General features: G+C 64.1%; 23 protein-coding genes. 7 read left to right on the top strand and 16 right to left on the bottom strand.

Annotated elements, in window-relative coordinates:
* Nucleotides 1–68 precede the first annotated feature (68 nt).
* Nucleotides 69–869: a response regulator gene (locus AB6Q56_RS14925; protein WP_434513870.1), complete on the top strand. Its 801-nt coding sequence runs from the start codon at nt 69–71 to the stop codon at nt 867–869.
* 108 nt (nt 870–977) lie between these two features.
* Here the strand turns inward: AB6Q56_RS14925 and AB6Q56_RS14920 are convergent, their stop codons facing one another.
* The 12 genes from AB6Q56_RS14920 to AB6Q56_RS14865 form a co-directional block, all read right to left on the bottom strand.
* Nucleotides 978–1,526 (bottom strand): hypothetical protein, encoded by a 549-nt coding sequence (locus tag AB6Q56_RS14920; RefSeq protein ID WP_434513869.1) that lies wholly within the window; start codon nt 1,524–1,526, stop codon nt 978–980.
* Entirely contained in the window at nt 1,523–2,653 is a 1,131-nt protein-coding gene (locus tag AB6Q56_RS14915; RefSeq protein ID WP_434513868.1) for an exo-alpha-sialidase, read from the bottom strand. The genes AB6Q56_RS14920 and AB6Q56_RS14915 overlap by 4 nt, the downstream gene beginning before the upstream one ends.
* A 109-nt stretch (nt 2,654–2,762) precedes the next feature.
* The gene (fba, locus tag AB6Q56_RS14910; protein ID WP_434513867.1) at nt 2,763–3,827 is read right to left on the bottom strand and encodes a class II fructose-bisphosphate aldolase; all 1,065 of its coding nucleotides are present in this window, start codon (nt 3,825–3,827) and stop codon (nt 2,763–2,765) included.
* A 42-nt stretch (nt 3,828–3,869) separates the two neighbouring features.
* Nucleotides 3,870–5,303, bottom strand: a complete 1,434-nt coding sequence (gene pyk, locus AB6Q56_RS14905; RefSeq protein WP_434513866.1) for a pyruvate kinase — start codon at nt 5,301–5,303, stop codon at nt 3,870–3,872.
* A gap of 76 nt (nt 5,304–5,379) precedes the next feature.
* Nucleotides 5,380–6,564: a phosphoglycerate kinase gene (locus tag AB6Q56_RS14900; RefSeq protein WP_434513865.1), complete on the bottom strand. Its 1,185-nt coding sequence runs from the start codon at nt 6,562–6,564 to the stop codon at nt 5,380–5,382.
* A 39-nt stretch (nt 6,565–6,603) separates the two neighbouring features.
* Nucleotides 6,604–7,635: a type I glyceraldehyde-3-phosphate dehydrogenase gene (locus tag AB6Q56_RS14895; RefSeq protein WP_434513864.1), complete on the bottom strand. Its 1,032-nt coding sequence runs from the start codon at nt 7,633–7,635 to the stop codon at nt 6,604–6,606.
* 196 nt (nt 7,636–7,831) lie between these two features.
* Nucleotides 7,832–8,860, bottom strand: a complete 1,029-nt coding sequence (gene gap, locus AB6Q56_RS14890) for a type I glyceraldehyde-3-phosphate dehydrogenase (protein ID WP_434513863.1) — start codon at nt 8,858–8,860, stop codon at nt 7,832–7,834.
* A gap of 34 nt (nt 8,861–8,894) precedes the next feature.
* The gene (tkt, locus tag AB6Q56_RS14885) at nt 8,895–10,898 is read right to left on the bottom strand and encodes a transketolase (protein WP_434513862.1); all 2,004 of its coding nucleotides are present in this window, start codon (nt 10,896–10,898) and stop codon (nt 8,895–8,897) included.
* 225 nt (nt 10,899–11,123) lie between these two features.
* The gene (locus AB6Q56_RS14880; protein WP_434513861.1) at nt 11,124–11,813 is read right to left on the bottom strand and encodes a hypothetical protein; all 690 of its coding nucleotides are present in this window, start codon (nt 11,811–11,813) and stop codon (nt 11,124–11,126) included.
* Between the two features lie 43 nt (nt 11,814–11,856).
* On the bottom strand, nt 11,857–12,873 hold the full coding sequence (locus AB6Q56_RS14875) for a class 1 fructose-bisphosphatase (RefSeq protein ID WP_434513860.1): 1,017 nt from the start codon (nt 12,871–12,873) through the stop codon (nt 11,857–11,859).
* Between the two features lie 33 nt (nt 12,874–12,906).
* On the bottom strand, nt 12,907–15,399 hold the full coding sequence (locus tag AB6Q56_RS14870; RefSeq protein WP_434513859.1) for an EAL domain-containing protein: 2,493 nt from the start codon (nt 15,397–15,399) through the stop codon (nt 12,907–12,909).
* Nucleotides 15,400–15,483: 84 nt separating this feature from the next.
* On the bottom strand, nt 15,484–16,041 hold the full coding sequence (locus AB6Q56_RS14865; RefSeq protein ID WP_434513858.1) for a thioredoxin family protein: 558 nt from the start codon (nt 16,039–16,041) through the stop codon (nt 15,484–15,486).
* Nucleotides 16,042–16,082: 41 nt separating this feature from the next.
* On the opposite strand from AB6Q56_RS14865, the gene AB6Q56_RS14860 reads away from it, so the two are divergent.
* From AB6Q56_RS14860 to AB6Q56_RS14840, 5 genes are all read left to right on the top strand, one after another.
* The gene (locus tag AB6Q56_RS14860; RefSeq protein ID WP_434513857.1) at nt 16,083–16,823 is read left to right on the top strand and encodes a 16S rRNA (uracil(1498)-N(3))-methyltransferase; all 741 of its coding nucleotides are present in this window, start codon (nt 16,083–16,085) and stop codon (nt 16,821–16,823) included.
* 3 nt (nt 16,824–16,826) lie between these two features.
* Nucleotides 16,827–18,335 (top strand): polyphosphate:AMP phosphotransferase, encoded by a 1,509-nt coding sequence (pap, locus tag AB6Q56_RS14855; protein WP_434513856.1) that lies wholly within the window; start codon nt 16,827–16,829, stop codon nt 18,333–18,335.
* The gene (argA, locus tag AB6Q56_RS14850; RefSeq protein WP_434513855.1) at nt 18,332–19,651 is read left to right on the top strand and encodes an amino-acid N-acetyltransferase; all 1,320 of its coding nucleotides are present in this window, start codon (nt 18,332–18,334) and stop codon (nt 19,649–19,651) included. Before pap ends, argA begins: the two co-directional genes overlap by 4 nt.
* A gap of 146 nt (nt 19,652–19,797) precedes the next feature.
* Nucleotides 19,798–20,070: an oxidative damage protection protein gene (locus AB6Q56_RS14845; RefSeq protein WP_434513854.1), complete on the top strand. Its 273-nt coding sequence runs from the start codon at nt 19,798–19,800 to the stop codon at nt 20,068–20,070.
* Between the two features lie 92 nt (nt 20,071–20,162).
* On the top strand, nt 20,163–20,738 hold the full coding sequence (locus AB6Q56_RS14840) for a 3'-5' exoribonuclease domain-containing protein (protein WP_434513853.1): 576 nt from the start codon (nt 20,163–20,165) through the stop codon (nt 20,736–20,738).
* Nucleotides 20,739–20,744: 6 nt separating this feature from the next.
* On the opposite strand, the gene AB6Q56_RS14835 is transcribed toward AB6Q56_RS14840, so the two are convergent.
* From AB6Q56_RS14835 to AB6Q56_RS14820, 4 genes are all read right to left on the bottom strand, one after another.
* Nucleotides 20,745–20,912: a hypothetical protein gene (locus AB6Q56_RS14835; protein WP_434513852.1), complete on the bottom strand. Its 168-nt coding sequence runs from the start codon at nt 20,910–20,912 to the stop codon at nt 20,745–20,747.
* A gap of 177 nt (nt 20,913–21,089) precedes the next feature.
* Nucleotides 21,090–23,024, bottom strand: coding sequence for a PhoX family protein (locus tag AB6Q56_RS14830; RefSeq protein WP_434513851.1), 1,935 nt, complete (start codon nt 23,022–23,024; stop codon nt 21,090–21,092).
* An 80-nt stretch (nt 23,025–23,104) separates the two neighbouring features.
* A complete protein-coding gene (locus AB6Q56_RS14825; RefSeq protein WP_150427092.1) occupies nt 23,105–23,554 on the bottom strand; it encodes a GNAT family N-acetyltransferase in 450 nt (149 codons plus the stop codon).
* Nucleotides 23,555–23,557: 3 nt separating this feature from the next.
* A complete protein-coding gene (locus AB6Q56_RS14820; protein ID WP_434513850.1) occupies nt 23,558–23,797 on the bottom strand; it encodes a hypothetical protein in 240 nt (79 codons plus the stop codon).
* A 146-nt stretch (nt 23,798–23,943) separates the two neighbouring features.
* Here AB6Q56_RS14820 and AB6Q56_RS14815 point away from each other — a divergent pair, with 146 nt between their 5' ends.
* Entirely contained in the window at nt 23,944–25,779 is a 1,836-nt protein-coding gene (locus tag AB6Q56_RS14815; protein WP_434513849.1) for a GGDEF domain-containing protein, read from the top strand.
* Nucleotides 25,780–25,792: the final 13 nt, after the last annotated feature.

Genomic DNA, 25,792 nt, shown 5'->3' with positions numbered 1-25,792 from the left:
CCCATGGCATGAAATGCCTTGGGGCGCTGCTATAGTGCGATCATTCCCTTTAGCGTCGGAGTGGTCGCATGGCAATGATTACCTCACTGGCCGAATTGTCCGTCCTGCTCGTCGAGCCGTCGTCCATGCAGGCCAACTTGGTGCGCCGCATGCTGGCGCATCAGGGCGCCCGCCAGGTCCGGGTTGTCGAGACGGCCAGCGCGGCCTTGGCGGCCTTGCGCGCCGAACACGAAGGGACTGTGGTTATCAGCAGCCTCTACCTGCCCGATCTGGCGGGAACGGAGCTGGTGATGGCGATGCGCGCCGAATCGGCGCTGGAATCCGTCCCCTTCATCCTCGTTTCCAGCGAGACCCGGCCGCAGGTACTGGAACCGGTGCGTCAGTCCGGCGCCTGCAGCATCGTGGCCAAACCTTTCAATGAACAACAGTTGTCCCGCGCCCTGTATGCGGCGGCCGATTACCTGAGCCCGCCCGAGGATATCGACACCACGGAAATCGAGAGCCTGCGCGTGCTGTTGGTCGATGACAGCCTGGCCTCGCGCCGCCACTTGCGTCGCCTGCTTGAGGAATTGGGTATCGAACGCATCAGCGAGGCGACGAACGGCAAGGAGGCGGTGGAATTGCTGCAGGCGACGATGGTCGATCTGGTTATCACCGATTACAACATGCCGGAAATGGATGGCCGCGAACTGACCGAGTACATCCGCACCCAGAGCTGGCAGGCGGCGGTGCCGATCCTGATGGTGACCAGCGAGCAGAACATGGGGCGTCTGGCGGCGGTGGAACGGGCCGGCGTTTCCGCCGTCTGCGACAAACCTTTCGAAGCCGGCAGTATTCGCCGCCTGATCAGCGAGGCGCTGACGCGCTAGGGTGCGCTAACAAAATACCCTCGGCGTCATGGGGCTGCCTTGCCAGGGCCGCCGAGCTTCATTTCGTTGGTGTTGCGAAGAGCGGCTGGCGGCAGCGGACAGGCGCCTTCAGCGCCGTCTGGCGGCCATGATCCGCACGATCCACTGCCGCGCGACAACCGTCGCAGCCAACAGGATCAGCAGCGGGTCGAGCAGGGCGTCCCACAAGTTGGCGAAGACGCCACCGGCGTAAGCCAGCAAGTCGAGCGCCAGGATGAGCAGCCAGGTATCGAGACGTTTCCACCACAAGACCAGGCCGAGCGGCAGCAGCGCCGCAACCAGCGGTGCAGGGCGGTAGCCGAGGGCATGCGGATCGACCGCTCCCCAGCCGAGCGCCGTCAGCAGGAAGGGAATGGCGAAGGCCAGCAGGCACAGGGCCGGGCGATACGACAAGGGCGACGGCGTGCGGTTAGCCAGTTGCAGTAGTGCCAGCAGCAAAAGCGTCAGCGACGGCGGGCCGAAGATGGCCAACATGAAGGGGGCGATACCGACCAGCAGCGCGCTGGCGGTGGCGGCCAGCGCGGCGCGTGGGCGCAGCGGGCCGAGCGGCAGCAAGGCGGCCAGGGCGCCGAACACCAGAGCGTGGGCAAGCAGGCCGTAAGCAGCGCTCAGATTCACGGGCGCCCCCCGTTCAGCCAGGCTTCGTTGAAGGCGGCATGGCGGATGGCTTGGCGCCGCCACGTGTAACTTAGGTGGATACGCCCATCCCGGGATTGCAGCAGGCTGGGAAATGCGAATTCGGCACCGCCGTCGGCCGCCGCTTCGACCGATCCCGCCGGTCGCCAGGTTTTTCCGTCGTCGCCGGATGTCCATAGCTGCAGGGCCTCACGGCCTTCCCGTGGGTTGCCGGCGAGGAGCAGATTGCCGCCGTTCAGGCGGAGCAGCGCAACCGGTGCATCCGGGTTGGGCAGATCGGTGCGCGGGACGGATCGCCAGCTTTCCCCGCCGTTGTCGGTGTGCAGGCTGGCGCGCCCCGACTCGCCGGCATTTTCCCGAACGATGGCCAGCGCCCGGTGCTCGTCGAGTGCGGCGATGGCGGGTTGCCGATTGGCATGCTCGTTCGCCAGCCGGGCCTTGGCGTCGATGGTGCCGGTCGCCGACAGGCGGAGCCAGGTACTGGTGCCGCCCGCCAAGCGTAGGTCGCCGGGCAGTCCGATTCCCCCGTCGGCCAGGGGAAGGGGCGAACCGCCCAGGCCGCTGCCTAGGCCGCCGAGCGGCGAGGTGGCGAGTCGCTCAATGTGTCCCCAGCTTCGGCCGCCATCGGTCGACGTCGCATGCACGATGCTGCCCCCCGCCCACGCACCGAGAGGCAGCGCTTCGACCCACAAGTGCAGCCAGCCGCCTTCGGCATGAAGCACCGGGCGGCCCAGGCGGTTCAAATGCATGAAGGTGGCGGCCGCGACGTGCTCCCGGGTGAGTGCCCTGCTCGGGGGACTCCAGCCGTCGCGGCCCAGTGTCGACAGCCAGATTGCCGCCGCCGAATCATCGTCATCCGGGCCGCCCAGCCAGGCGATGGCGATGCGTCCGTCGGCCAGCTGCGTCAGGGAGGATGGGCCGGCCGTCGCCGCGGCAACCGGCAGTGCGCCGGGCTGCGGAGGCATCGGTACACCGTCGCCCGTCTTTTGTGCCGGGATGAGGAAAGCCGTTGGCGCCGGGGCTGGCGAGCGCCAGAGTACGGCGAGCAGCGCTGCCAGGAAGAGGGCGGCTGCTATCCGGCGCAAGTGCGGGTCGGAAATCCGGATCATGCGGCGACGTGGCGCATTGGCAAGGGTATTGGCAACGGGAATGTCGGTCGGCGGTGTTGCAAGAAAAAGGCCGCATGCAGCGGCCTTTCCATGGTGGGTATGCCCCGGCTTAGCGAACGATCTGGTTCAGTTCGCCTTTCGCATAGCGCTCGGCCATCTTGTCGAGGCCGATTGCCTTGATCTTGCTGGCGTTGCCGGCGGTACCGAAGGCTTCGAAGCGGGCTACGCAGATTTTCTTGGCGGCTTCGCGGGCCGGCTTCAGGAAATCACGCGGGTCGAACTTGTCCGGATGCTCGGCCAGGTAGCGACGGATGGCGCCGGTCATGGCGAGGCGGATATCGGTGTCGATATTGACCTTGCGCACGCCATGCTTGATGCCCTTGACGATCTCCTCGACCGGCACGCCGTAGGTTTCCTTCATGTCGCCGCCGAATTCGCGGATTTCGGCAAGCAGTTCCTGCGGCACGGAGGACGAGCCGTGCATCACCAGGTGGGTGTTCGGGATGCGGGCGTGGATTTCGGCGATGCGGTCGATGGCGAGGATGTCGCCGGTCGGCTTCTTGGTGAACTTGTAGGCGCCGTGGCTGGTGCCGATGGCGATGGCCAGCGCGTCGCAGTTGGTCTGCTTGACGAAATCGGCGGCCTGCTCGACGTCGGTCAGCAGGTCTTCGCGCGTCATGTGGCCTTCGGCGCCGTGTCCGTCTTCCTTGTCGGCCTTCATGGTTTCGAGCGAGCCGAGCACGCCCAGTTCGCCTTCGACGGAAACGCCGATGGAATGAGCGAATTCGACGACCTTGCGGGTCACTTCGACGTTGTACTCGTAGCTGGCGACGCTTTTGCCGTCAGCCTGCAGCGAACCATCCATCATCACGGACGAGAAGCCGGACTTGATCGCGGCCATGCAGACGGCCGGCGACTGGCCGTGGTCCTGGTGCATGACGATGGGGATGTGCGGGTAGGCTTCGAGGGCGGCCAGGATCTGGTGGCGCAGGAAGGGCTCGCCGGCGTATTTGCGGGCGCCGGCCGAGGCCTGCATGATGACCGGGGCGTCGACCTGGTTGGCCGCTTCCATGATGGCCCAGACCTGTTCCATGTTGTTGACGTTGAAGGCGGGCAGACCGTAGCCGTTTTCGGCGGCGTGGTCGAGCAGTTGGCGCATGGAAACGAGCGGCATGGGAACTCCTGTGCAGTAATGTCTATCTGTGAATTATCTATTTTAGTTGATTTGGTGCTCGCCGACGCGGACGATCTTCAGCGTGTTGGTGCCGCCGGCGGTACCGATCGGTTCTCCGATGGTGAGCACGATCAGGTCGCCTTTCTCGACGACGCCGCGGTCGATCAACAGTTGCTCCGCCTCGGCCAGCAGGCGGTCGCGGTCGCTATGCTGCTGGGTCATCTGCAACGGACAGACCTCACGGTACAGCGCCATGCGGGCAACCGCGTCGGCATCCGGGGTGAGCGCGTAGATCGGCACGCCACAGTTGATGCGGCTCATCCACAAGGCGGTCGAGCCGGACTGGGTCAGCGACGCGATAGCCTTGACCTTGAGGTGGTGAGCGGTCCAGATGGCCGCCATGGCGATGGACTGGTCGATACGGGTGAATACGCGGTCGAGGAATTCGCGGTCGAGGGTAACCTCGGCGGAGCGTTCGGCCTCGATGCAGATGCGGGCCATCGATTCGACGGTGTCGACCGGGTACTTGCCGCTCGCCGTCTCCGCCGACAGCATCACCGCGTCGGTGCCGTCGAGAACCGCGTTGGCGACGTCGGAGACTTCGGCGCGGGTCGGCACCGGCGACGAGATCATCGATTCCATCATCTGCGTGGCGGTGATGGTGAGCTTGTTACGGTCGCGCGCCATGCGGATCATCTTCTTCTGCAGGGCCGGGACGCTGGCGTCACCGACTTCGACCGCCAGGTCGCCGCGGGCGACCATGATGCCGTCGGAGGCATCGAGGATTTCGGACAGGTTGGTAATGGCCTCGACGCGCTCGATCTTGGCGATCAGCACGGCGTGGCTGCCGGCGGCGCGCAGCAGCTGGCGGGCCATGTACATGTCGGCGGCGCTCTTGGGGAAGGAGACGGCGACGAAATCGACGCCGATCTGCGCCGCGGTCTTGATGTCGTCCATGTCCTTGGCGGTCAGCGCCGGCGCGGTCAGGCCGCCGCCCTGGCGGTTGATGCCCTTGTTGTTCGACAGGTCGCCGCCGACCAGTACGCGGGTGTGGATTTCGTTGCCATGGACGACCAGCACCTCGAGCTTCAGGCGTCCGTCGTCGAGCAACAGGATGTCGCCGCTGGCCACGTCCTTGGGCAGGTCCTTGTAATCGAGGCCGACGCGCTCCTGGTTGCCGAGCGGACAGGCCGCGTCGAGGATGAAGGAGTCGCCGATGCCCAACGTGATCTTGTTGTTCTCGAACTTGCCGACCCGGATCTTCGGACCTTGCAGGTCGCCGAGGATGCCGACGGTCCGGCCGTACTTGGCCGCGGCAGCACGAATGCCTTCGGCGCGTGCCCTATGGTCCTCGGCCGTACCGTGCGAGAAGTTCATGCGGACGACATCAATGCCGGCTTGCACCAGACGTTCGAGAACATCCTGGGACGACGAGGCGGGGCCGAGCGTGGCAACGATCTTGGTATGGCGGGACATTTTTGTCTCCCTGCTGGGGTTTGCTTATGATTTTTTCCCGGCCGGCCCCGATGGATAGGGGCGGCCGGGACATTCCTTACTTCGCCGCGCGTTCTTCCAGGATGGCGATCGCCGGCAGGGTCTTGCCTTCGAGGAATTCGAGGAAGGCGCCGCCGCCGGTCGAGATGTAGCCGACGTCGTCGTGGATGTGGAACTTGGCGATGGCTGCCAGCGTGTCGCCGCCGCCGGCGATCGAGAAGGCCTCGGAGTGGGCGATGGCGGAGGCCATCATCTTGGTGCCGCCGGCAAACTGCGGCAGCTCGAAGACGCCGACCGGGCCGTTCCACACGATGGTGCCGGCGTTGGCAATGATCTCCGCGAGCTTGGCGGCGGTCTTCGGGCCGACGTCGAGAATGCGGTCGTTGGCGTGAACATCATCGACGGAAATCTTGTTGGCGCGGGCCAGGGCGGAGACTTCGTCGGCGACGACCACGTCGGTCGGCAGCGGCACTTCGGCGCCGCGCTCCTTCATGATGTCCATGATGGCATGGGCTTCCTTGACCAGGTCCGGCTCGGCCAGCGACTGGCCGATGCGCTTGCCGTCGGCGAGCAGGAAGGTGTTGGCGATGCCGCCGCCGACGATTAGCTGGTCGACCTTGTCGGCCAGCGACTTGAGGATGGTCAGCTTGGACGACACCTTGGAGCCGCCGACGATGGCGACCAGCGGGCGCTTCGGATTGTGCAGGGCCTTGGACAGGGCATCGATCTCGGCACCCATCAGGATGCCGGCGCAGGCGACCGGGGCGTACTTGGCGATGCCGTGGGTGGTGGCTTCGGCGCGGTGCGCGGTACCGAACGCGTCGTTGACGTAGATGTCGCACAGCTTGGCCATCTTCTGGGCCAGTTCGTCGTTGTTCTTCTTCTCGCCCTTGTTTACGCGGCAGTTTTCGAGCAGGACGACTTCGCCCGGCTTGACCTCGAAGCCGCCATCGACCCAGTCGGTGATCAGGCGCACCGAGGTGTGCAGCATCTGGCCGAGGCGTACGGCAACCGGCATCAGGCTGTCTTCGTGGGTCAGTTCGCCTTCGGTCGGGCGGCCGAGGTGGGAGGTGACCATGACGGCGGCGCCCTTTTCCAGGCAGTACTTGATCGACGGCAGCGAGGCGCGGATACGGGTGTCCTCTGTGATGTTGCCGGCTTCGTCCTGCGGCACGTTGAGGTCGGCGCGGATGAAGACGCGCTTGCCGGAAACATCGAGGTCGGTCAGCTTGATGACGTTCATGGGTTATCTCCTGAGTTTTGGTTAGGTTGGATTCTGTGGTCAGCGCGTTTGCCAAAGTCGCGACCAATGGCCGGCCACTTCGAGCATGCGGTTGGCGAAGCCCCATTCGTTGTCGAACCAGACGAAGAGGTTGACCAGATGGGTGCCGGCGGTACGCGTCTGGCTGCCGTCGACGATGGCCGAATGGGGGTCGTGGTTGAAATCGATCGAGGCGTGCGCCGCCTCGGAATAGGCGACCAGGCGCTTGAGCGGGCCGCGCGTGGCATTGGCCAGCAGCTGGTTGATGCTGTGGGCCGAGACCGGACGCTGCGTGCTGATGGTGAGGTCGATGGCCGAGACGTTGGTGGTCGGCACGCGGATCGCCTTGGCTTGTACACGGCCGGCCAGTTGCGGCAGCAGGCGCTCGACGCCGCGGGCCAGGCCGGTCGATACCGGAATGATCGACTGCATGGCCGAACGTGTGCGGCGCAGGTCGTCATGGTGGTAGCCGTCGATCAGCGGCTGGTCGTTCATCACCGAATGCAGGGTGCTGAGCAGGGCCTGCTCGATACCGACCTCGCGGTCGAGCAGGTCGAGCAGCGGGACAATGGCGTTGGTCGTGCAGGAGGCGGCCGAAACCAGTTTTTCATCGCCGGTCAGGCTATCCTGATTGATGCCGGCAATGATCGTCGCGTCCACGTCGTCGGCGCTGGCGCCCGGGTGCGACAGGAGCAGGCGGGGGGCGCCGGCATCGACGAAGCGGGTCAGTTCGTTGCGCCGGCCATAGGCGCCGGAACATTCGACGACGAGGTCGATGTCACGCCAATCGACTTCTTCCGGCGTCCGGGCGTGACTGACCCGGATGGCGTGGTTGTCGATCAGCAGCTTGCCGTCCACCGCCTCGACGAGGCCGGGAAAACGGCCGTGCGTCGAGTCGTAGCGCGTCAGGTAGGCCATGCTGTCAAGGTTGGCCGGCTCGTTGATGGCAACCACCTGCAGTGGGTGCGCGACCGGGGATTCCAGCAGCGCACGCAGGAAGCAGCGGCCGATTCGGCCGTATCCATTGATGGCAAGTCGTTTCGGTTTCAGCAACTTAGTTGACGGCCTGAGCCGGCTCCTTCATGGGGTCTTCACACTTCGGCAATGTTGGGCGCCTTTCCGGTCGAGCAGCTCTTGTCGCGGCCGAAGCCGAAGGGGCTGATGTCGATGCGGCCGGCAGTTCTGGTGCTCTCCGGCTTGAAACGACTCGCCCCGCAATGGCGGGGCGAGGGGTGCTGCTTATGGTTTGTTACTTGGCTGCCATCCAGGCGCGGGCAGCGTCGAGCATGCGGCAGGAGTAGCCCCACTCGTTGTCGTACCAGGCCAGGACCTTGACCAGCACGGAGCCGTCTTCGCCTTTAATTACACGCGTCTGCGTGGCGTCGAAGGTCGAGGAAACGGTGGTGTGGTTGAAGTCGGACGACACCAGCGGCTCGTTATTGACGTCGAGGATGCCCTTCAGCGGGCCGTTGGCAGCGGCGGTCATCAAGGCGTTGATTTCTTCCTTGGTGGTGGCGCGTTCGGCGGTGAAGGTCAGGTCGACCAGCGAGACATTGATGGTCGGCACGCGCAGGGCGAAACCGTCAACCTTGCCGACCAGTTGCGGCAGTACCAGGCCGACGGCCTTGGCGGCGCCGGTCTTGGTCGGGATGATGTTGGCGGCGGCGGCGCGGGCGCGGCGCAGGTCCTTGTGACGGACGTCCACGGTTACCTGGTCGTTGGTGTAGGCGTGGATGGTGGTCATCAGGCCTTGCTTGATGCCGACGTTGTCGGCCAGGATCTTGGCGACCGGAGCCAGGCAGTTGGTCGTGCAGGAGGCGTTGGAGACGACGGTCATGTCGGCCTTCAGCGCGCCTTCGTTAACACCCATGACGATGGTGGTGTCGACATCGTCGCCGCCCGGGGCGGAGATCAGAACGCGCTTGGCGCCCTGGTCGAGCAGTGCCTGGGCCTTGGCCTTGGTGGTGTAGGCGCCGGTGCATTCGAGCAGGACGTCCACGCCGTGGTCGGCCCAGTTAACGCCCTTCGGGTCCTTGGTCGAGTAGAAGGCGATCTTCTTGCCGTCGATGATGATGCAGTTTTCACCTTCGGTTTCCACGGAGGTACGGAAGCGACCGTGGGTGGTGTCGTACTTCAGCAGGTGGGCATTGGTCGTCAGGTCGCCGGAGGCGTTGATGGCGACGACTTCGAATTCGTTCTGCAGGCCCTGCTCGTAGATGGCGCGCAGTGTGCAGCGACCGATACGACCGAAACCGTTGATTGCAACCTTGATAGCCATGGGTGTTTTTCCTCTCTGCGTTTGAAGTCTGAAATCAGGACAGAAGCGCCTTGGCCGTCTTTACGACGTTGGCGACGTTGAAGCCGAACAGGTCGAAGAGCTGGCCGGCCGGGGCGGATTCGCCGAAACGGTCGATGCCGATCACGGCGCCATGCAGGCCGACGTACTTGCGCCAGAAGTCGGAGTGCGCTGCTTCGATGGCGACGCGCGGGATGTGGCTGCCCAACACGGCGATACGGTATTCCTTGCTCTGGCGGTCGAAAACGTTGGTACAGGGCATCGACACGACGCGCACGGCGATGCCTTCGGCGGCCAAGGCGGCCTGGGCGTCGAGCGCCAGCTTGATCTCGGAGCCGGTGGCGATCAGCACGGCCTTCGGCTCGGCGGCATCGGACAGGATGTAGCCGCCCTTGGCGATGTCGGCGTCGGCGACCTTCTGGGTGACGGTCGGCAGGTTCTGGCGCGACAGGGCGAGCACGCTCGGGCCGTCGGCGCGCTCGACGGCGGCGGTCCAGGCGATGGCGGTTTCGGTCGCATCGGCCGGGCGCCAGACGTCGAGGTTCGGGATGATGCGCATCGACGGAATATGCTCGACTGGCTGGTGGGTCGGACCGTCTTCGCCTAGGCCGATGGAGTCATGGGTGTAGACCATGATCTGGCGCTGCTTCATCAGCGCCGCCATGCGGATGGCGTTGCGGGCGTAATCCGAGAAGACCAGGAAGGTCGCGGTGTAGGGCAGCAGGCCGCCGTGCAGCGCAATACCGTTGGCGATGGCGGTCATGCCGAATTCGCGCACGCCGTAATAGCAGTAGTTGCCGCCTTCGGTGCGGGTGACGCCCTTGCTGCCCTTGACGAAGGTCAGGTTGGAACCGGCCAGGTCGGCCGAGCCGCCGAAGATTTCCGGCACGGCCGGGACCAGCGCGGCGATGGCGTTCTGCGAGGCCTTGCGGGTGGCGATGTTCTCGGCCTTCTCGCGGCAGGTGGCGATGTAGGCGGCCTTGGTGGCTTCCCAGGTGGCCGGCAGCTCGTTCTTGATGACGCGGCGCTCGAACTCGGCGGCCTCGACCGGGAAGGCGACGCGGTAGGCGGCGAAACGCTTGTCCCAGTTTTCTTCGAAGGCGGCGCCGGCCGGCTTGCGGTTCCAGGCGGCATAAACGTCGCCCGGAATCTCGAAGGGGGCGTGCGGCCAGCCGATGTATTCGCGGGCGGCGGCGATCTCGTCCTTGCCGAGCGGGGCGCCGTGGCAGTCGTGCGAACCCTGCTTGTTCGGCGAACCCATGCCGATGGTGGTCTTGCAGCAGATCAGGGTCGGCTTGTCGGTCGCGGCCTTGGCAGCGAGCAGGGCCTTTTCGATGGCGTCGGCGTCATGGCCGTCGACGGCAGGAATGACGTGCCAGCCGTAGGACTCGAAACGCTTCGGAATGTCTTCGGTGAACCAGCCCTCGACGTGGCCGTCGATGGAAATGCCGTTGTCGTCCCAGAAGGCGATCAGCTTGCCCAGGCCGAGGGTGCCGGCCAGCGAGCAGGCTTCGTGCGACACGCCTTCCATCAGGCAGCCGTCGCCGAGGAAAACGAAAGTGTGGTGATTGACGATCTCGTGGCCCGGTTTGTTGAACTCGGCGGCCAGTACCTTTTCGGCCAGCGCGAAGCCGACGGCGTTGGTGATGCCTTGGCCGAGCGGGCCGGTGGTCGTCTCGACGCCCGGGGTGTAGCCGTATTCCGGGTGGCCCGGCGTCTTGGCGTGTAGCTGGCGGAAATTCTTGATGTCGTCGATCGAGACGTCGTAGCCGGTCAGGTGCAGCAGCGCGTAGATCAGCATCGAGCCGTGGCCGTTCGACAGCACGAAGCGGTCGCGGTCGGCCCACTGCGGGTTGGCCGGGTTGTGGCGCAGATGGCGGCGCCAGAGGACTTCGGCGATTTCGGCCATGCCCATCGGGGCGCCCGGGTGTCCGGAATTCGCCTGCTGGACGGCGTCCATGGCGAGGGCGCGGATGGCGCCAGTCAAGGGTGAAAACTTGGGAGTGTTGCTGACGCTCATGTTCCGGAAATCCAGCCTGCTGAAAAGCCTAAATTATCCGGGAAAACCCTTTTTTTGGGTAGGGCGCAAGGCCGATAAGGCAGGCTTTTGGCGCTTGCCTTCGATCAGACTTTCTGAATTCCGAGATCAGCATGAGTCGCTGCCGGGCGGCATGGCCATGACATGCGCCGTTCGTGGCAGTGCCGCAACCAGACCCTCGGGGTTCTGGTTGCGGCGGCGGCTTGCTTACCGGTAACCGGTATCCTTGTCGTTGTGGATGATCCAGGTCAGGTAGAAATCCGTGCCGAAGCCCGCATTCTGCGAGAAAATCAGCCGGCCTTTGCCCTTGTAGGACATTTCCCAGCGCGCCCGGTCGCTGCCGAAATAGAACGGAATCCAGGCCTTGCCGGTGATGTAGGCACCCTGATCGGTTGGCGGGCCGGCTGTGTCAATGGCTTGCTGGCGCGACATGCCGATGCGCAGCTTGGTAAATGTGGTGCCGGCAGCCGGAATGCCCGTGATCTCGCCTTCCCATTCGCGTTCTCCCTTGACCATCGTGCCCTGGCCGGACTGGACCTGGCTGATGTCGGTCACCGGCTTGTTGGCGGAAATGTCGTAGGGGCCGTGCATCAGCCGGCCGGCACGCGCGGCGGGAGCGGCAGCAGCCGGTGCCGCAGCTGCCGGCTTGGCCGGCTCGCAGTCGACCGGCTTTTCCGCAGTTTTGTTCTTGGCGCTCTTGGATTTGTCGGTTTTCTTTTTTGATTTGGGCTCTTCCGGCGGGCATTCGGGTTTGGCCGGTGCTGGGGCGGGCGCCTGCTGTTGTGCCGCTGCGGGTGCCGACGCCGCGGCTGCTTCTTCGGGCTTGGGTTCGTTGCTCTTGCAACCGGCGGCCAATGTGCCGGCAGCGAAGATGAGCGCGAGGGTGGTTTTGTTCATCGCGGTCGTCCTATGACGTTGGGGAAGGTGTGACTGTAGCAGTTCAGGCGGTGTGATAGCCAGTGACCCGGTAGACCTCGTTTTTCGAGCCGAGGATGACCGGCACGCGCTGGTGCAGACTGTCCGGCTGGATGTCGAGAATGCGCTGGCGCCCGGTCGTGGCTGCGCCACCCGCCTGCTCGATCAGGAAGGCCATGGGGTTGGCTTCGTACATCAGGCGCAACTTGCCGCCCTTGTCCTTGAGTTTGCTGTCCATCGGATACATGAAAATGCCGCCGCGGGTCATGATGCGATGTACGTCGGCCACCATCGAGGCTACCCAGCGCATGTTGTAGTCCTTGCCGAGCGGGCCTTCCTTGCCGGCTTGCATTTCGGCGACGTAGCGCTGGACCGGCGCTTCCCAGAAGCGCTGGTTCGACATGTTGATGGCGAATTCCTTGGTGTCGGCCGGAATCCGCACGTTTTCCTGGGTCAGGATGAACTGGCCCTGCTCGCGGTCGAGGGTGAAGACGACGACACCGTCGCCGACGGTCAGCACGAGCAGCGTGGTCGGGCCGTAGACCGCATAACCGGCGGCGACTTGCGTGGTGCCGGGCTGCAGGAAGGCCTGTTCGGCGGCTTCCGGCGTGCTCAGATCGGCGCCTTCCGGGCATTTCAGCACCGAGAAGATGGTGCCGATGGAAACGTTCACATCGATGTTGGACGAACCGTCGAGCGGGTCGAAGGTGAGCAGGTATTCGCCCTTGGGGAAGCGATGGGGGACGAGATGCGGCAGGTCCATTTCCTCGGAAGCCATGGCGGCGAGATGGCCGCCCCATTCGTTGGCATCGAGCAGGATGTCGTTGGACAGCACGTCGAGCTTCTTTTGCGCTTCGCCCTGGATGTTGTCGCTGCCGGCTTCACCGAGCACGCCGCCGAGGCCGCCCTTGCCGATGGCGATGGAGATGGCCTGGCAGGCGCGGGAAACGATGTCGATCAGCAGCTTCAGGTCGCCGGTGATGACACCCTTGTTGCGTTGCTCTTCGGTGAGATAGCGCGCCAGCGTGCGTTGCTGTGCCATGAGAACTCCTGCGTCCGTGACAAAGGCGCGATTTTACTCCGGGACGTGGCTGGCGTGCAGGAAGGCAAATGCCGCGGCGGCGTTCAGAGGCCGGCTGAGCAGGTAGCCCTGGACTTCGTCGCAGCCGTTGGCGCGCAACAGGTCAAGTTGGTCCTCCGTTTCCACGCCTTCGGCAATCACCTTGAGACCGAGCGAGTGGGCTAGCGCGATGGTGCCGAAGGCGATGGCGCGGTCGTTGAGGTCGTGCTCGATGTCGGAAACGAAGGAGCGGTCGATCTTCAGGTGGTCGATGGGGAAGAGCTTGAGATAGGCGAGCGATGAGTAGCCGGTGCCGAAGTCGTCGATGGCGAGGGTGACGCCCATGCGGCCAAGGCGTTCGAGAATCAGGGTGGCCTCCTGCGGGTTTTCCATCACCGAGCTTTCGGTGATTTCCAGTTCGAGCAGTTCCGGCGGCAGCTGCGAGGTGGTCAGTGCATTGGCGACGGTTTCGCAGAAGTCGCGGCGGCGCAGCTGGCGGGCCGAGACGTTGACCGCGACGCGCATGGGGCGCAGTCCGGCGTTGATCCAGCGGGCCATTTCCCGGCAGGCGGTATTGAGAACCCAGTCGCCAATGTCGTTGATCAGGCCGGTTTCCTCGGCGACCGGGATGAAACGGGCCGGCGAGATCAGGCCTTCGGTCGGGTGGTGCCAGCGCACCAGCGCTTCGACGCCGATCGGCGCGCGGTCGGTGGCGTTGAACTGGGGTTGGTAATCAAGGTTCAGTTCGTTGCGGGCAATGGCGTGGCGCAACTTGCGTTCGATATGCAGGCGCTCGGCGGCGGAGTGGTTCATCTCTGCTGCAAAGAACTGGTAATTGTTTCGGCCGGCCGCCTTGGCGTGGTACATCGCGGTGTCGGCGTTTTTCAGGATGATGTCGGCATCGGCGCCGTCGTCCGGGAAGATGCTGATGCCGATCGACGGGCTGGTATGCAGTTCGTGGGCGTCCGTTTCGATGGGGCTGGATAGCGCGGCCGTTACCTTGCTGGCAATGCTGGCGGCATCGGCTGGCGAGTTGATGGCGGGCAGGATGATGACGAACTCGTCGCCGCCGATGCGGGCGACGAAGTCGGTTTCGCGGACCAGCCGGGACAAGCGGCAGGCCACCTCGCGCAGTAACTCGTCGCCAACCTGATGGCCGAGGGTGTCGTTGATGATCTTGAAGCGGTCAAGGTCGAGGAACATCATCGCCACCTTCCATTGGTGGCGACGGGCGTCGGGCAGTATCTGGGCCAGACGTATGAGCAGGGCGAGACGGTTGGGCAGGCCGGTCAGGGCATCGGTCTGGGCGATATGGCGCATGCGGTCCTCGGCCTGCTTGCGCTCGGTAATGTCGGCCAGAATCCAGACGTAATGGGCGGGCATGCCGCTTTGCGGGTCGTCGACCCGGTTGACGCGGGTGCCGACGGGCAACGATGAGCCATTCTTGTGATTGACCGTGAGTTCCCCGCTCCACGAGCCGCGCTGCGCCAGTTGTGCCTGTAGCTCGTCGGTATTTTGTCCCGGTTCGAGATTGAGCAGACCAAAGACGGTCTGGCCGATCAGTTCGAACGTTTCATAGTCGGTCATCTGGGTGGTAGCCGGATTGATCGACAGGATACGGTGGGCGTCGTCCGTAAAGATGATGCCGGCGGGCGTGTGGCTGTAGACTTTTTGGGCCAGTTGCTCCCGCTCGGCGCTATGGCGGCGCTCGGTAATGTCGGTATAGATCGTCACGAAGCCGCCTTCGGGAAGCGGTACGCCACGAATTTCAAGGATATCCCCGTTCGGACGGGTGCGTTCAAAATTGTGTGAAGATGGATTCCGCGCGCGTTTCATCAGGGACTGAACGATCGTTTCCTCGTCGCCCGGCCCATACTCCCCACGCCGGGCATTGAAGCGGAACATGTCTTCGATCGGTGTTCCCGGCCGGGTCAGCTCCGGCGGAAAATCGAGGAGACGCTGGAATTCGGCGTTGCACAACTCCAGATGCGTATCGGCGCTGAACAGGCTGACGGCGCTGGGAATGCTCTCGATGATGGTGTGCAGTTGGGAATGCTGCTTGCGCAGCGTCGTTTCGGCGGCCTTGCGCTCGGTGATATCGGTATAGGTGGTGATGAAGCCAACCAGCTGGTTGCCCATGTGGAGCGGCTCGCCCTGAACCAGGTGGGTGGTGCCTCCCGGGCGGGTACGTTCGAAGCAGTGCGCTTCGAACTTCATGGCCAGCGCCGTGATTCGTTCGACGTGGGCTTCGGGATCGCCGGGGCCATATTCGCCACGGCTGGCGGGAATGCGGATCAGGTCGGAGAACAGGGCGCCGACGAATACCGTTTCCGGGGGAAGCCCCAGCACACTGAGCAGTCCTTCGTTCCAGATGCGCAGGCGCAAACTTTCGTCGAACACGCTGATGCCTTGCGGCATGCTCGACACGACGGCCTGCAGGTAAGCCAGTTGGCGCTGAATATCGTCGGCAGGAGGCGGAGGAGCGTCCGGAGACATCGATAAGGTCATTCAGTCGGTGGATTCATGCCAAATGATAGCGCAGCACCAGGAAGAATATAGCAAAAATGTTGATTTTTTTAATTGCGGCAGATGCTATGGACTGCGCCATTTGATTGAGCAACCGATGGATGCCGCCTGCTGCTCGGGGCCTTGCCCGCTGCGCGCAATCTCGGCCATCGCCGCAAACAGCTCGCGCGGCGCATCGGTTGTTGCCGGGTTGCGGCCCGAGGCATCGAGTCGGCCACGGTATTGTAGCCGCAGGTCGGCGTTGTAACCGAAGAAGTCGGGCGTGCATACGGCGCCAAAGGCTCGGGCGACCGCCTGGCTTTCGTCGTAGAGGTAGGGAAACGGAAAATCGAGTTGGTCGGACCATAACCGCATCTTGTCCGGAGCGTCGTCCGGATAGGCAGCGATATCGTTGCTCATGATGGCCACGCAGCCGATGCCGTGATTGGCCAGCTCCCGGCAATCGCGGATCAGGCGGTCGATGATCGCCTTGACGTAAGGGCAGTGATTGCAGATGAACATCACCAGCAGGCCGTTGGGGCCACGGCAATCGGCCAGCGTGTGGCGTTGGCCATCGACGCCGGGCAGGTCGAAATCGGGGGCGGCTTGGCCGAAATCGCACACAGGCGGGTTCAGGGCGACCATGATTTTCCACTCCAAAAGGCATTTCGCCCATAATAGCATCGATGAATTTACCTCGTTTTTACTGTCGTGAAGCGCTTTCGCCGGGGGCGCACGTCGAACTGCCCGAGCCGGTGGCACGTCACGCCGTGCGCGTGCTGCGTCTGCCGCCGGGCGCCCCGATGATCCTTTTCGATGGCCGGGGCGGCCAGTATCCGGCGCGCATCGAGCGTATCGAGCGCGATCGCGTTCATGTCGAGCTGTCCGCCTGGCAGGATGTGGAATGCGAGTCGCCGTTGTCGGTCACGCTGGTGCAAGCCTTGCAGGCCGGTGACAAGATGGACTTCACTATCCAGAAGGCGGTCGAGCTGGGGGTGCGCGATATCGTTCCGGTGGAAGGCCGGCGCAGCGTGCTTCGCCTGGCCGGGGAGCGGGCCGGCAAGCGCGTGGCGCACTGGCAGGGCGTGGTGGCGTCGGCCTGCGAACAGTGTGGGCGAAATCAGGTCCCGCTGGTGGCGCCGGTGGAGAAGCTGGAAAACTGGCTGGCCCGTCCGGCAGCTGATGGCGTTCTGCGCCTGATGCTCGATCCGGAGGCGGATGAGCACTTTGCATCGATCCGCCCGACGGGGCCGGTGCAGTTGTTGATCGGTGCCGAAGGGGGGCTCGATCCGCAGGAAATGATTGCTGCCCGGCAGGCCGGTTTTCGGGGCGTGCGCCTGGGGCCGCGCGTGCTGCGCACGGAGACGGCTGGCCTGGCAGCCTTGGCTGTCATGCAGGCGATGTGGGGTGATTTCAGGGGGGAGTAGATCATGTTTGAATCGGCGGAACTGGGCCACAAGGTCGACAAGGACACCTTCAAGCGCGAGGTGCCGAAACTGCGCGCCGAATTGCTCGACGCGCAGTACGACATGCTGCAAAAGAAGGAGTTTCCGGTCGTCATCCTGATTTCCGGGGTCGACGGCAGCGGCAAGGGCGAGACGATCAACCTGCTGTATTCGTGGCTAGACCCCCGTCACATTTCGACGCTGGCCTTCTCGGCGCCGAGCGACGAGGAGTCGTCGCGACCTTACATGTGGCGCTATTGGCGTGCCCTGCCGCCCAAGGGCAAGGTGGGTATCTTTGCCGGCTCCTGGTATTCGCAGCCAATCACCGATCGCATCAATGGCGAGATGCGCCGCTCGGAGCTGGATGGGCGGCTGGACGACATCAACCGCTTCGAGACCATGCTGGTCAACGAAGGGGCATTGGTCCTTAAGTTTTGGTTCCATCTCTCCAAGGAAGGCCAGAAGACCCGCCTGAAAGCACTGGAGAAAGATCCACGCACGGCGTGGCGGGTGACCAAGGAGAGTTACGAGCGCCTGAAGACCTACAACAAGCTGCAGCAGGTGGCCGGCCATGTGCTGCGCGTGACCAACACGGCGCATGCACCGTGGATCATCGTCGAGGGCACAGACGATGAATATCGCTCGCTGACCGTTGGCCGCATCGTGCTCGACGCGATGAAGCGCCGCCTGAGCCAGGAAGGGCTGCAGCGCGTGCCGGTGGCGCCGCCCATCATGCATCCGATCGACGAGAAGAACGTGCTCAGCGAACTCGATCTCAAGCAGAAGCTGGACAAGAAAACCTACGAGGTGCAGTTGGCGAAGTACCAGGCGCGGCTCTCCGAACTGGTGCGCGATCCGCGCTTCGTGGGCAAGCGTTCGCTGGTGCTGGTTTTCGAGGGGTCGGATGCGGCCGGCAAGGGCGGCAGCATCCGCCGCGTCGCCGCATCGATGGATGCCCGGCAATACCAGATCGTGCCGATTGCCGCGCCGACCGAGGAAGAGCGGGCGCAACCCTATCTCTGGCGTTTCTGGCGCCACCTGCCGCGCACCGGCCGGGCGGCGATCTTCGATCGTTCGTGGTACGGCCGCGTGCTTGTCGAGCGGGTCGAGGGTTTCTGTAGCGAAGCGGACTGGCTGCGCGCCTATGCCGAGATCAACGACTTCGAGCACCAGTTGTCCGATGCCGGCGCGGTGGTCGTGAAATTCTGGCTGCAGATCAGCGCCGACGAGCAGTTGCGCCGCTTCAAGGAGCGCCAGGATACCGAGTTCAAGCGCTTCAAGATCACCGACGAGGATTGGCGCAACCGCGACAAGTGGGACGACTACGTGTCTGCGGTGTGCGACATGGTCGACAGAACGTCAACCGGGCTGGCGCCCTGGACGTTGGTTGAGGCCAACGACAAGAACTTTGCCCGGGTTAAAGTGCTGAAAACCATTTGCGAGCGCCTGGAAGCGGCACTCAAGGACGACGACGGGAAAACCACCGAAAAATGAGCGATACCCCTTACGACGAGCATTTCGTCTCCTGGTTCCGGGCGGTCACGCCCTACATCAACGCCTTTCGCGGCAAGACCTTCGTCATCGCCTTCGGCGGCAAGGCGGTCGAGAGCGAATTCGCCAAGACCCTGGCCTACGACGTCAATCTGCTGGTCAGCCTGGGCATTCGCCTGGTGCTGGTGCATGGCGCGCGGCCGCAGATCGAGGAAGAGTTGCGCGAAAAGAACCTGGAGTCGATCTACCACCGCGGCTACCGGGTGACCGACGCGGCGGCGCTCGACTGCGTGCTCGACGCGGTGGGCAGCGTCTACCTGGAAATCGAGGCCATGCTGTCGCAGGGCCTGCCCAATACGCCGATGGCCAACAGCCGCATCCGCGTCATCGGCGGCAATTTCATTACCGGCCAGCCGATCGGCGTGCTCGACGGCATCGACATGCAATACGCCGGCAAGGTACGCAAGGTTGACGCCGAGGGCATCAACGCCCAGTTGGGGCTGGGCAACATCGTCCTGCTCAACTGCGAAGGCCCGTCGCCGACCGGCGAAATCTTCAACCTGCAGATGGAAGAGGCTGCCGAAGCGGTGGCAACGGCGATCAAGGCCGACAAGCTGGTTTATCTGACCGACAGCCTTGGGGTGACCGACAAGCAAGGGGAGCTCCTCGACGCCATGACCGCCGACGAGGCCTCGCAGATGTTGCGCGATGCCGAGTGGCTGACGACCGATATCAAGCGTTATCTGCCTTGTGCCGTACGGGCCAGCCGCGCCGGCGTCGGCCGGGTGCACCTGATCAGCTTCGAGCAGGACGGCGCCTTGCTGCGCGAACTGTTCACCCACGACGGGGTCGGGACGGTGGTCACCCGCGAATCGCTGGAAAACATCCGCGAGGCGAAGCCGGACGACATCGCCGCGTTGATCGCGCTAATCGAACCGATGGAAGAGGAAGGCATCCTCGTGCATCGGCCGCGCGAACTGCTCGAGCGCGAAATCGACCATTTCTCGATCATGCTGCACGACGGCATCATCGTCGGTTGCGCGGCGCTTTATCCGCATTCTGAAGAAGAGGCGGAGCTGGCCTGTCTGGCTGTCAGCCATGAGCATCGCGAGTGGGGCTACGGCGAGCAGTTGATGAAGCGCATCGAAAAGCGCGCCCGCAAGGCCGGCATCAAGCGCCTGTTCGTGCTGACCACGCGCACCGAGCACTGGTTCGTCGAGCGCGGTTTCAAACTGGGCACGGTGGACGACCTGCCTGCCGCCAAACGGGATATGTACAACTATCAGCGGCGGTCCAAGGTCCTGTTCAAGACCTTGTGATCCTTGGAAACCGCAGTTGACCGCTTGTCACCGCCCTGAAAGCCGGACGAATCCACGCCCTGTCACCCCGGCGCTGCATCTTCCGAAGGGTGCGTCCAACCGCGGTTTCTAGGATAATCCAGCCCATCAACCCCACGGAGTTTCACATGGCACGTACCGTCAATTGCGTCAAACTCGGCCGCGAGGCCGATGGTCTCGATTTCCCGCCGTATCCCGGTGCCCTCGGTCAGCGCATCTTCGAGAATGTCTCGAAGGAGGCCTGGCAGCAGTGGATCAAGATGCAGACCATGATCATCAACGAAAACCGCCTGAATCTGGTCGATGCCAAGCATCGCAAGTACTTGGCCGAGCAGGTCGAGAAGCATTTCTTCGGCGAAGGCGCCGACCAGATCCAGGGCTACGTTCCGCCCAAGGCCTGATCCCGGCCGATTCAGCAAAAACCCGCTACGGCGGGTTTTTTCTTTGGGGCGCGGTGCTTGGCAGGCGGCGGGACAAGGCCAATAATCCCGACATGACCGGAAAGACCACCCTCCCCGAAATCTACGTCAGCACCGATATCGAAACCGATGGCCCGATACCGGGACGTCACTCCATGCTGAGCATCGGCTCGGCGGCCTACACCGCCGACAAGACGCTGCTCGCGACCTTTTCGGCCAATCTGGAGTGCGAGCCAGGCCTCGTTGCGCACGAACATACCATGCGGTGGTGGGCAACCCAGCCGGAGGCCTGGGCGGCGTGTCGCCAGGATACGGAAGTGCCGGTGGTGGTGATGCGCCGCTATGCGGCCTGGCTCAAGGCGCTACCGGGACGGCCGGTGTTCGTGGGTTATCCGGCCGCCTTCGATTTTCCCTTCGTCCTCTGGTACCTGGAGCGCCATGCCGATGAAAATCCCTTCGGCTATGCGGTCATCGATATCAAGACCTACGCCATGGCCGTGCTGCGCCAGCCATATCGAGCCTGCGGCAAGCAGGCGATGCCGGAAGGCTGGTTCGATCCGGTGCCACATACGCATGTGGCGCTGGACGATGCGCAGGAGCAGGGGGCGCTATTCTGCAACATGCTGGCGGCCAACCTGTCCCGGCCCTGAAAGCGCTTAGAAAAGGCGATTCAGTGTGGCTAGGACGAACAGTGAGCCCGGGACCGCGACGGCAAGAGCCAGCATCGCACTGGTGCGCTTCAGGCCGGAGGCCTGTTCCTCGATGAACTGCTCCATGCCGTCGAATAGTTCGGGAAAGGCGGCGATGTCGTTGCGCTTTTCCATGGGGTCTCCTAGTGGTTTGCCCCGCAGATGGCGGAACAAAATGAAAGCGAGGGATTTACTTCGCTGGCCGGGCGCGAACCACCGCACTGGCCGCTGCGGTTGCGAGGGTGAGCGACAATGCCTGCGGGGCAAATATACGTTTTCATGTTTCGTTGTCCGTAGGGGCGGCCACGCGCGTTAGCCGGTGACGGGCTTGCCGTCGAGGCGGGTGATAACGATGGTGGCCGAGCGTGGGCGGCCTCCGGTCGCCGTGGGAAACTGGTTGGCCGGCCAGGCCGAGATTGCGGTCGGTGCGGCCGGATCGGAGCGCTCGCTGGCCGTTTCGCCGGGGTGCTGGATGTTGACGAACAGCGTCCGGCCATCCGGGGTCGCCGTGATGCCGGTCAGTTCGCAGCCTTTCGGACCGGTCAGGAAACGTCGGGTTTCACCGCTCTTCACGTCGGCGACCAGCATCTGATTGTTGCCGAGCCGGGCGTAGTCGCCCTGGTTCAGCACGCTGGTCGACACGTCGGTCTGTATCCACAGGCTGCCGTTCGGGGCAAACCACAGGCCGTCCGGGCTGCCGTAGGCATCGCCCTTGACGGTGCCGCGCTTGCTCTCGTCGGGTGCTTGCGGGTCGCCGGCGAGGGCGAAGATATCCCAGGCGAAATGTTCGGCGGCGGCGTCGTGGCCATTTTCTCGCCAGCGGACAATGTGGCCGAAGACGTTGGCGGCGCGGGGGTTGGCGGCATCGGTGCCGGGTGAGCCGTCGGTGCCGCGCTTGCTGTTGTTGGTCAGCGTGACATAGACCTCGCCGCTTTGGGGGGGGACGGCGATCCATTCCGGGCGGTCCATTTTCGTCGCCCCGGCGATGTCGGCTGCCTGCCGGCAGCGAATGGCAACGTCGCCCTGGTCGGCGAAGCCGTTTGCCGCGTTGAGCGCTCCTCCGGGGTAGGACTCGCCGTGGCGTAGCGGCAGCCAGCGTCCGGAGCCATCGTTCTCGAAGCGGGCGACGTACAGCGTGCCATGGTCGAGCAACGTGGCGGTGTCGGTCTTGCCGGCGACATAGCGGTCGCGGGAGACGAACTTGTAGATGTATTCGAAACGTTCGTCGTCGCCCATGTAAACCACGATGCGGCCATCCCGGGCCGAGGTGACGGTGGCGCCTTCGTGCTTGAAGCGGCCGAGGGCGGTCCGCTTGACCGGCGCGCGTTCCGGATGCCAGGGGTCGATTTCGACGACCCAGCCGAAGCGATTGGCTTCGTTGGGGTGTCGCCCGAGATCGAAGCGCGCGTCGTGCTCGTGCCAGCGAAAGCCGAAGCCCGATGCGGTAAAGCCGTAGCGTTTCTGGTCGGTGGTGAGCGGGGGCGGGGCCTTGAAATAGCCGTTGAAATTCTCTTCGCAGGTCAGATAGGTGCCCCACGGGGTATGGCCCATGGCGCAGTTGTTCAGCGTGCCGAGAACGACTTCGCCGCGCGGATCGATGGCGGTGCGCATGGCCGGGTTGCCGGCGGCGGGACCGGCGATCCGGCACGGTGTGTCGGCCGTGATGCGGCGCCCCCAGCGCGAGGGGCGGACGACCTGCCAGCCGTCCTGCGCCTGCCTGACTTCGATCACCGATACGCCATGCGCGGCCTGCGACTTGGCGACCTTGGCGGCACTCCATTCCTGCATGCCGCCGGCGTGGAGGAGGCCGTCGTCGGTGTACTCGTGGTTGATGCACATCAGGCCGTGTGTCGACGAAGGCTTGCCCTGTTCGACGAAGGGGAAGAAATGCATGCCGTCGTGATGCATGCCGGCCTGCTGCTGTTGTGCTGTCGCATCGTCGGCGGCATCGGCGGAAGCCGCCGGCCCGGTGGAAACCGGGTCGCCCCAGGCGTAGAGCAGGCTGGCGGCGTGCCCGGGCGCCACACGCACCTCATCGGCGGTGGATACGGCCAGCGAAACGAAATCGGTCAGCGCACCGGAAGCCCGCCCGGCACTGGCTGCCAGCGCAGGCAGGGGAACGCCTGCGGCGGCCAGGGCGCCTCCGGCCGTGCTCAGGATGGCCGCGGAAAGCAGGCGGCGGCGGAAAGGATCGGCCAGCGTATCCTGTGCATGGTCGTCAGTGGGGTCGTAGCAGGCGTTGTGCATGGTGTTCGGGGGGTGATGTCGTAACGATAGACAAACTATCGCCAGTCAATGTTTCAGGGGCGTGACGATTTTCCGGGGGGCTAAAAGCGACATAGCATCAGATGCTTGCCGTCGATGTGGCCGTTGCGCAATTCGCGGAAGCCCAGGTCGCGGAAACGCCGGGCCTTGCTTGCCGAAACGAGGATGCGCCCCGACTTGAAGGTGGCTTTCAGCCAGTCGAGGCGCGCCTTGATCAGCGCCCGGCCGATGCCTTGTCCGCGCTTTTCCGGAGCGACGGCGGAGAGGTAGAGGATGTGCGTCCGCGAGGCCCAGTCGGCGGCCTTGACGCCGCCGAGGGCGATGATCTGGCCGTTTTCGACGGCGATGAAAAAGCGCCGGTAGTACACCGGATCGTCGCAACGCAGTTCGCGACGGATGCGCTCAAGGTTGTAGCGCTCGGGGTCGGCAAATGTGTTGGCGATCAGCGTGGCGCAGGTGTCGAGCAAAATCTCGCTGCTGGTGTCCAGCGTATCGATGCGGAACTTGGCCATGCTTCAGCCGCTGGCTTGTGCGTATTGCCGCAGGCGTCGGGCAAAGTCGGCCGACCGGTTCGCCGCTTCATGATTGATGCGGGTCTGCTCCTCGCCGAACGCATCGCGTTCGCGCCGGCTGCGCACGGCTGCCTCTATGCTGCGTACGCAGCGCCAGCGTTGCCCCTGACGGGTCGGGAACAGGCGCATCTGGTCAATCGGATGGTGGGCGCGACAGCAATAGCAGAACTTCATTTCCGGCATTGCAAGCTCCTTGGCGAAAGGGTCACAGGACGTGAGTCCGAGGATGCTGTTGCATTGTTACGCCAGGATGACGCCGGCGGAGTCCTTGTCATGGCGCTGAAATCAAGCCTGCCTAAACTGAATGCTCAGTTTTTTCGGGATGACTCATGAGTGGTGTGATGGATGACGAGCGGGCCGAGTTGCAGCGACTCCTCGACGAGGAGCTTCTCAAGCCGGTGTTTCAGCCGATTCTGGATTTCCGGGTGCGCGCCGTGCTCGGCTACGAGGCCTTGATCCGCGGACCGGAAGGCAGCAGCCTGGCCCGTCCGGACCAGTTGTTCGCCGCCGCCGCGCGGCATGGTCTCTCGCGCAGTCTCGAACATGCCTGCCGCGAGGCCAGCCTGCGTGCCTTCGCCTGTCAACGCCTGGCCGGCAAACTTTTTCTCAACGTGACGCCGGACTGCCTGCTCGATGTCCGCCTGCTCAACGGCCATACCCGCGAACTGCTGATAGAGCTTGGCATTGCCCCGAACCGGGTTGTCCTCGAATTGACGGAAAACCAGCAGATCACCGACATGCCGGGCATCTTGGATGCCTTGCTGCATTACCGGGGGCGGGGCTTCCAGATCGCCATCGACGATCTGGGTGAGGGGTTCGCCAACCTGCGCTTGTGGTCGGATCTGCGTCCGGAGTTCGTCAAGATCGACAAGCATTTCGTCCATGGCATCGCCGACGACCGGATCAAGTTCCACTTCGTGCGCGCCATGCAGGATCTCGCCGAGATCGGCAATGCCTCGCTGGTCGCCGAAGGGATCGAGCGCGAGGAAGATTTTGTCTGTATTCGCGATATGGGCATCGCCTGTGGCCAGGGCTATTTCATCGCCCATCCGGAATCCAGCCCGATTCGGCAGCTCTCCCGGCGAACCCTGTCGGCGCTGGATCAGCAGTCGCTGGCCTTGTCGCCGATGACCGGCGGTCCCGGGCGTCTGCCGACGGCCCGTAGCTTGCTCAAGGCCATCGTTCCGGTTCCCATGCATGCCAGCAACGCCGAGGTGATCGAGCGCTTCGAGGCCGATCCCTCGCTCGATGTCTTGCCCGTTGTGCAAGGCAACCAGGCGGTGGGCATGATCAACCGGCACAGCATGATCGACCGCTTTGCCCGGCCGTTCCGTCGCGAATTGTTCGGGCGCAAGAGTTGCGAGCTGTTCATGGATCAGGCACCGCTGATCGTCGACCAGCACGCCACCATTCAGGAGCTGGCCATGATGCTGTCGCTGGCGCCGCGTCATTACCTTCTGGATGGCTTCATCGTCACCGGCGATGGCGAATATCTGGGTGTCGGCAGCAGCCACGACCTGATGGGGATGATCACCGAAATGCAGATCAGTGCGGCGCGCTACGCCAATCCGCTGACCCAGCTGCCCGGCAACGTGCCGATCAACGAGCATGTTGACCGCATGCTCGCCGCCGGCAGCCCTTTCGTCGCGGTCTATGTCGATATCGACAACTTCAAGCCCTTCAACGACACCTACGGTTACCGGCGCGGGGATGACGTGATCCAGACGCTAGCCCGCCTGCTTTGCGAACAGGTCGATGAGCGCCTGGATTTTGTCGGGCATATCGGCGGCGACGATTTCTTCGTGGTTTTCCGCAGCGCGGACTGGGAAATCCGTTGCTGGGAAATCATCTCTCGCTTTGCCGAGGCAATCGCCAACTTGCTGGGTATCGACGAACGTTTGCGCGGCGGCTACATGGCGGAAAACCGGCGCGGCGAACTCAGCTTCCAGGCGTCGCCGACACTGTCGCTGGGCGCGGTTCGTGTCGCCGCGGGCGAGTGCGAATCGCATCGCGAGGTCGCCGCTGCGGCGTCGGCAGCCAAGAAACAGGCGAAAAAACGCGCGCGGATGACGGATGCCGAACCCTCGGGAGGCAGCCTCTTCATCGAGCGGCGGCGCCTGGGCGAGCCCATGGCGGTCGGCCTTCCCCGGCCGTTGATCAACTGAAGCGGCTGCCGGC

This window comes from Dechloromonas sp. ARDL1 (assembly GCF_051122455.1).
Taxonomy (GTDB): domain Bacteria; phylum Pseudomonadota; class Gammaproteobacteria; order Burkholderiales; family Rhodocyclaceae; genus Azonexus.
Note: the sequence above shows the minus strand (reverse complement) of the source record. Positions and strands in the feature narration are given on the sequence as shown.

Excerpts from the sequence above, each read along its gene's own strand:
- AB6Q56_RS14865 (WP_434513858.1), bottom strand. The coding sequence starts at position 16,041 with ATGGTCGCCCTGAACCCGCCTGTGTGCGATTTCGGCCAAGCCGCCCCC.
- pap (WP_434513856.1), top strand. The coding sequence starts at position 16,827 with ATGTTTGAATCGGCGGAACTGGGCCACAAGGTCGACAAGGACACCTTC.
- gap (WP_434513863.1), bottom strand. The coding sequence starts at position 8,860 with ATGGCTATCAAGGTTGCAATCAACGGTTTCGGTCGTATCGGTCGCTGC.
- AB6Q56_RS14925 (WP_434513870.1), top strand. The coding sequence starts at position 69 with ATGGCAATGATTACCTCACTGGCCGAATTGTCCGTCCTGCTCGTCGAG.
- AB6Q56_RS14880 (WP_434513861.1), bottom strand. The coding sequence starts at position 11,813 with ATGAACAAAACCACCCTCGCGCTCATCTTCGCTGCCGGCACATTGGCC.
- AB6Q56_RS14835 (WP_434513852.1), bottom strand. The coding sequence starts at position 20,912 with ATGGAAAAGCGCAACGACATCGCCGCCTTTCCCGAACTATTCGACGGC.
- AB6Q56_RS14845 (WP_434513854.1), top strand. The coding sequence starts at position 19,798 with ATGGCACGTACCGTCAATTGCGTCAAACTCGGCCGCGAGGCCGATGGT.
- AB6Q56_RS14860 (WP_434513857.1), top strand. The coding sequence starts at position 16,083 with ATGAATTTACCTCGTTTTTACTGTCGTGAAGCGCTTTCGCCGGGGGCG.
- AB6Q56_RS14875 (WP_434513860.1), bottom strand. The coding sequence starts at position 12,873 with ATGGCACAGCAACGCACGCTGGCGCGCTATCTCACCGAAGAGCAACGC.
- fba (WP_434513867.1), bottom strand. The coding sequence starts at position 3,827 with ATGCCGCTCGTTTCCATGCGCCAACTGCTCGACCACGCCGCCGAAAAC.
- AB6Q56_RS14915 (WP_434513868.1), bottom strand. The coding sequence starts at position 2,653 with ATGATCCGGATTTCCGACCCGCACTTGCGCCGGATAGCAGCCGCCCTC.
- AB6Q56_RS14815 (WP_434513849.1), top strand. The coding sequence starts at position 23,944 with ATGAGTGGTGTGATGGATGACGAGCGGGCCGAGTTGCAGCGACTCCTC.
- AB6Q56_RS14830 (WP_434513851.1), bottom strand. The coding sequence starts at position 23,024 with ATGCACAACGCCTGCTACGACCCCACTGACGACCATGCACAGGATACG.
- AB6Q56_RS14900 (WP_434513865.1), bottom strand. The coding sequence starts at position 6,564 with ATGAACGTCATCAAGCTGACCGACCTCGATGTTTCCGGCAAGCGCGTC.
- AB6Q56_RS14840 (WP_434513853.1), top strand. The coding sequence starts at position 20,163 with ATGACCGGAAAGACCACCCTCCCCGAAATCTACGTCAGCACCGATATC.
- argA (WP_434513855.1), top strand. The coding sequence starts at position 18,332 with ATGAGCGATACCCCTTACGACGAGCATTTCGTCTCCTGGTTCCGGGCG.
- pyk (WP_434513866.1), bottom strand. The coding sequence starts at position 5,303 with ATGTCCCGCCATACCAAGATCGTTGCCACGCTCGGCCCCGCCTCGTCG.
- AB6Q56_RS14820 (WP_434513850.1), bottom strand. The coding sequence starts at position 23,797 with ATGCCGGAAATGAAGTTCTGCTATTGCTGTCGCGCCCACCATCCGATT.
- AB6Q56_RS14825 (WP_150427092.1), bottom strand. The coding sequence starts at position 23,554 with ATGGCCAAGTTCCGCATCGATACGCTGGACACCAGCAGCGAGATTTTG.
- AB6Q56_RS14870 (WP_434513859.1), bottom strand. The coding sequence starts at position 15,399 with ATGACCTTATCGATGTCTCCGGACGCTCCTCCGCCTCCTGCCGACGAT.
- tkt (WP_434513862.1), bottom strand. The coding sequence starts at position 10,898 with ATGAGCGTCAGCAACACTCCCAAGTTTTCACCCTTGACTGGCGCCATC.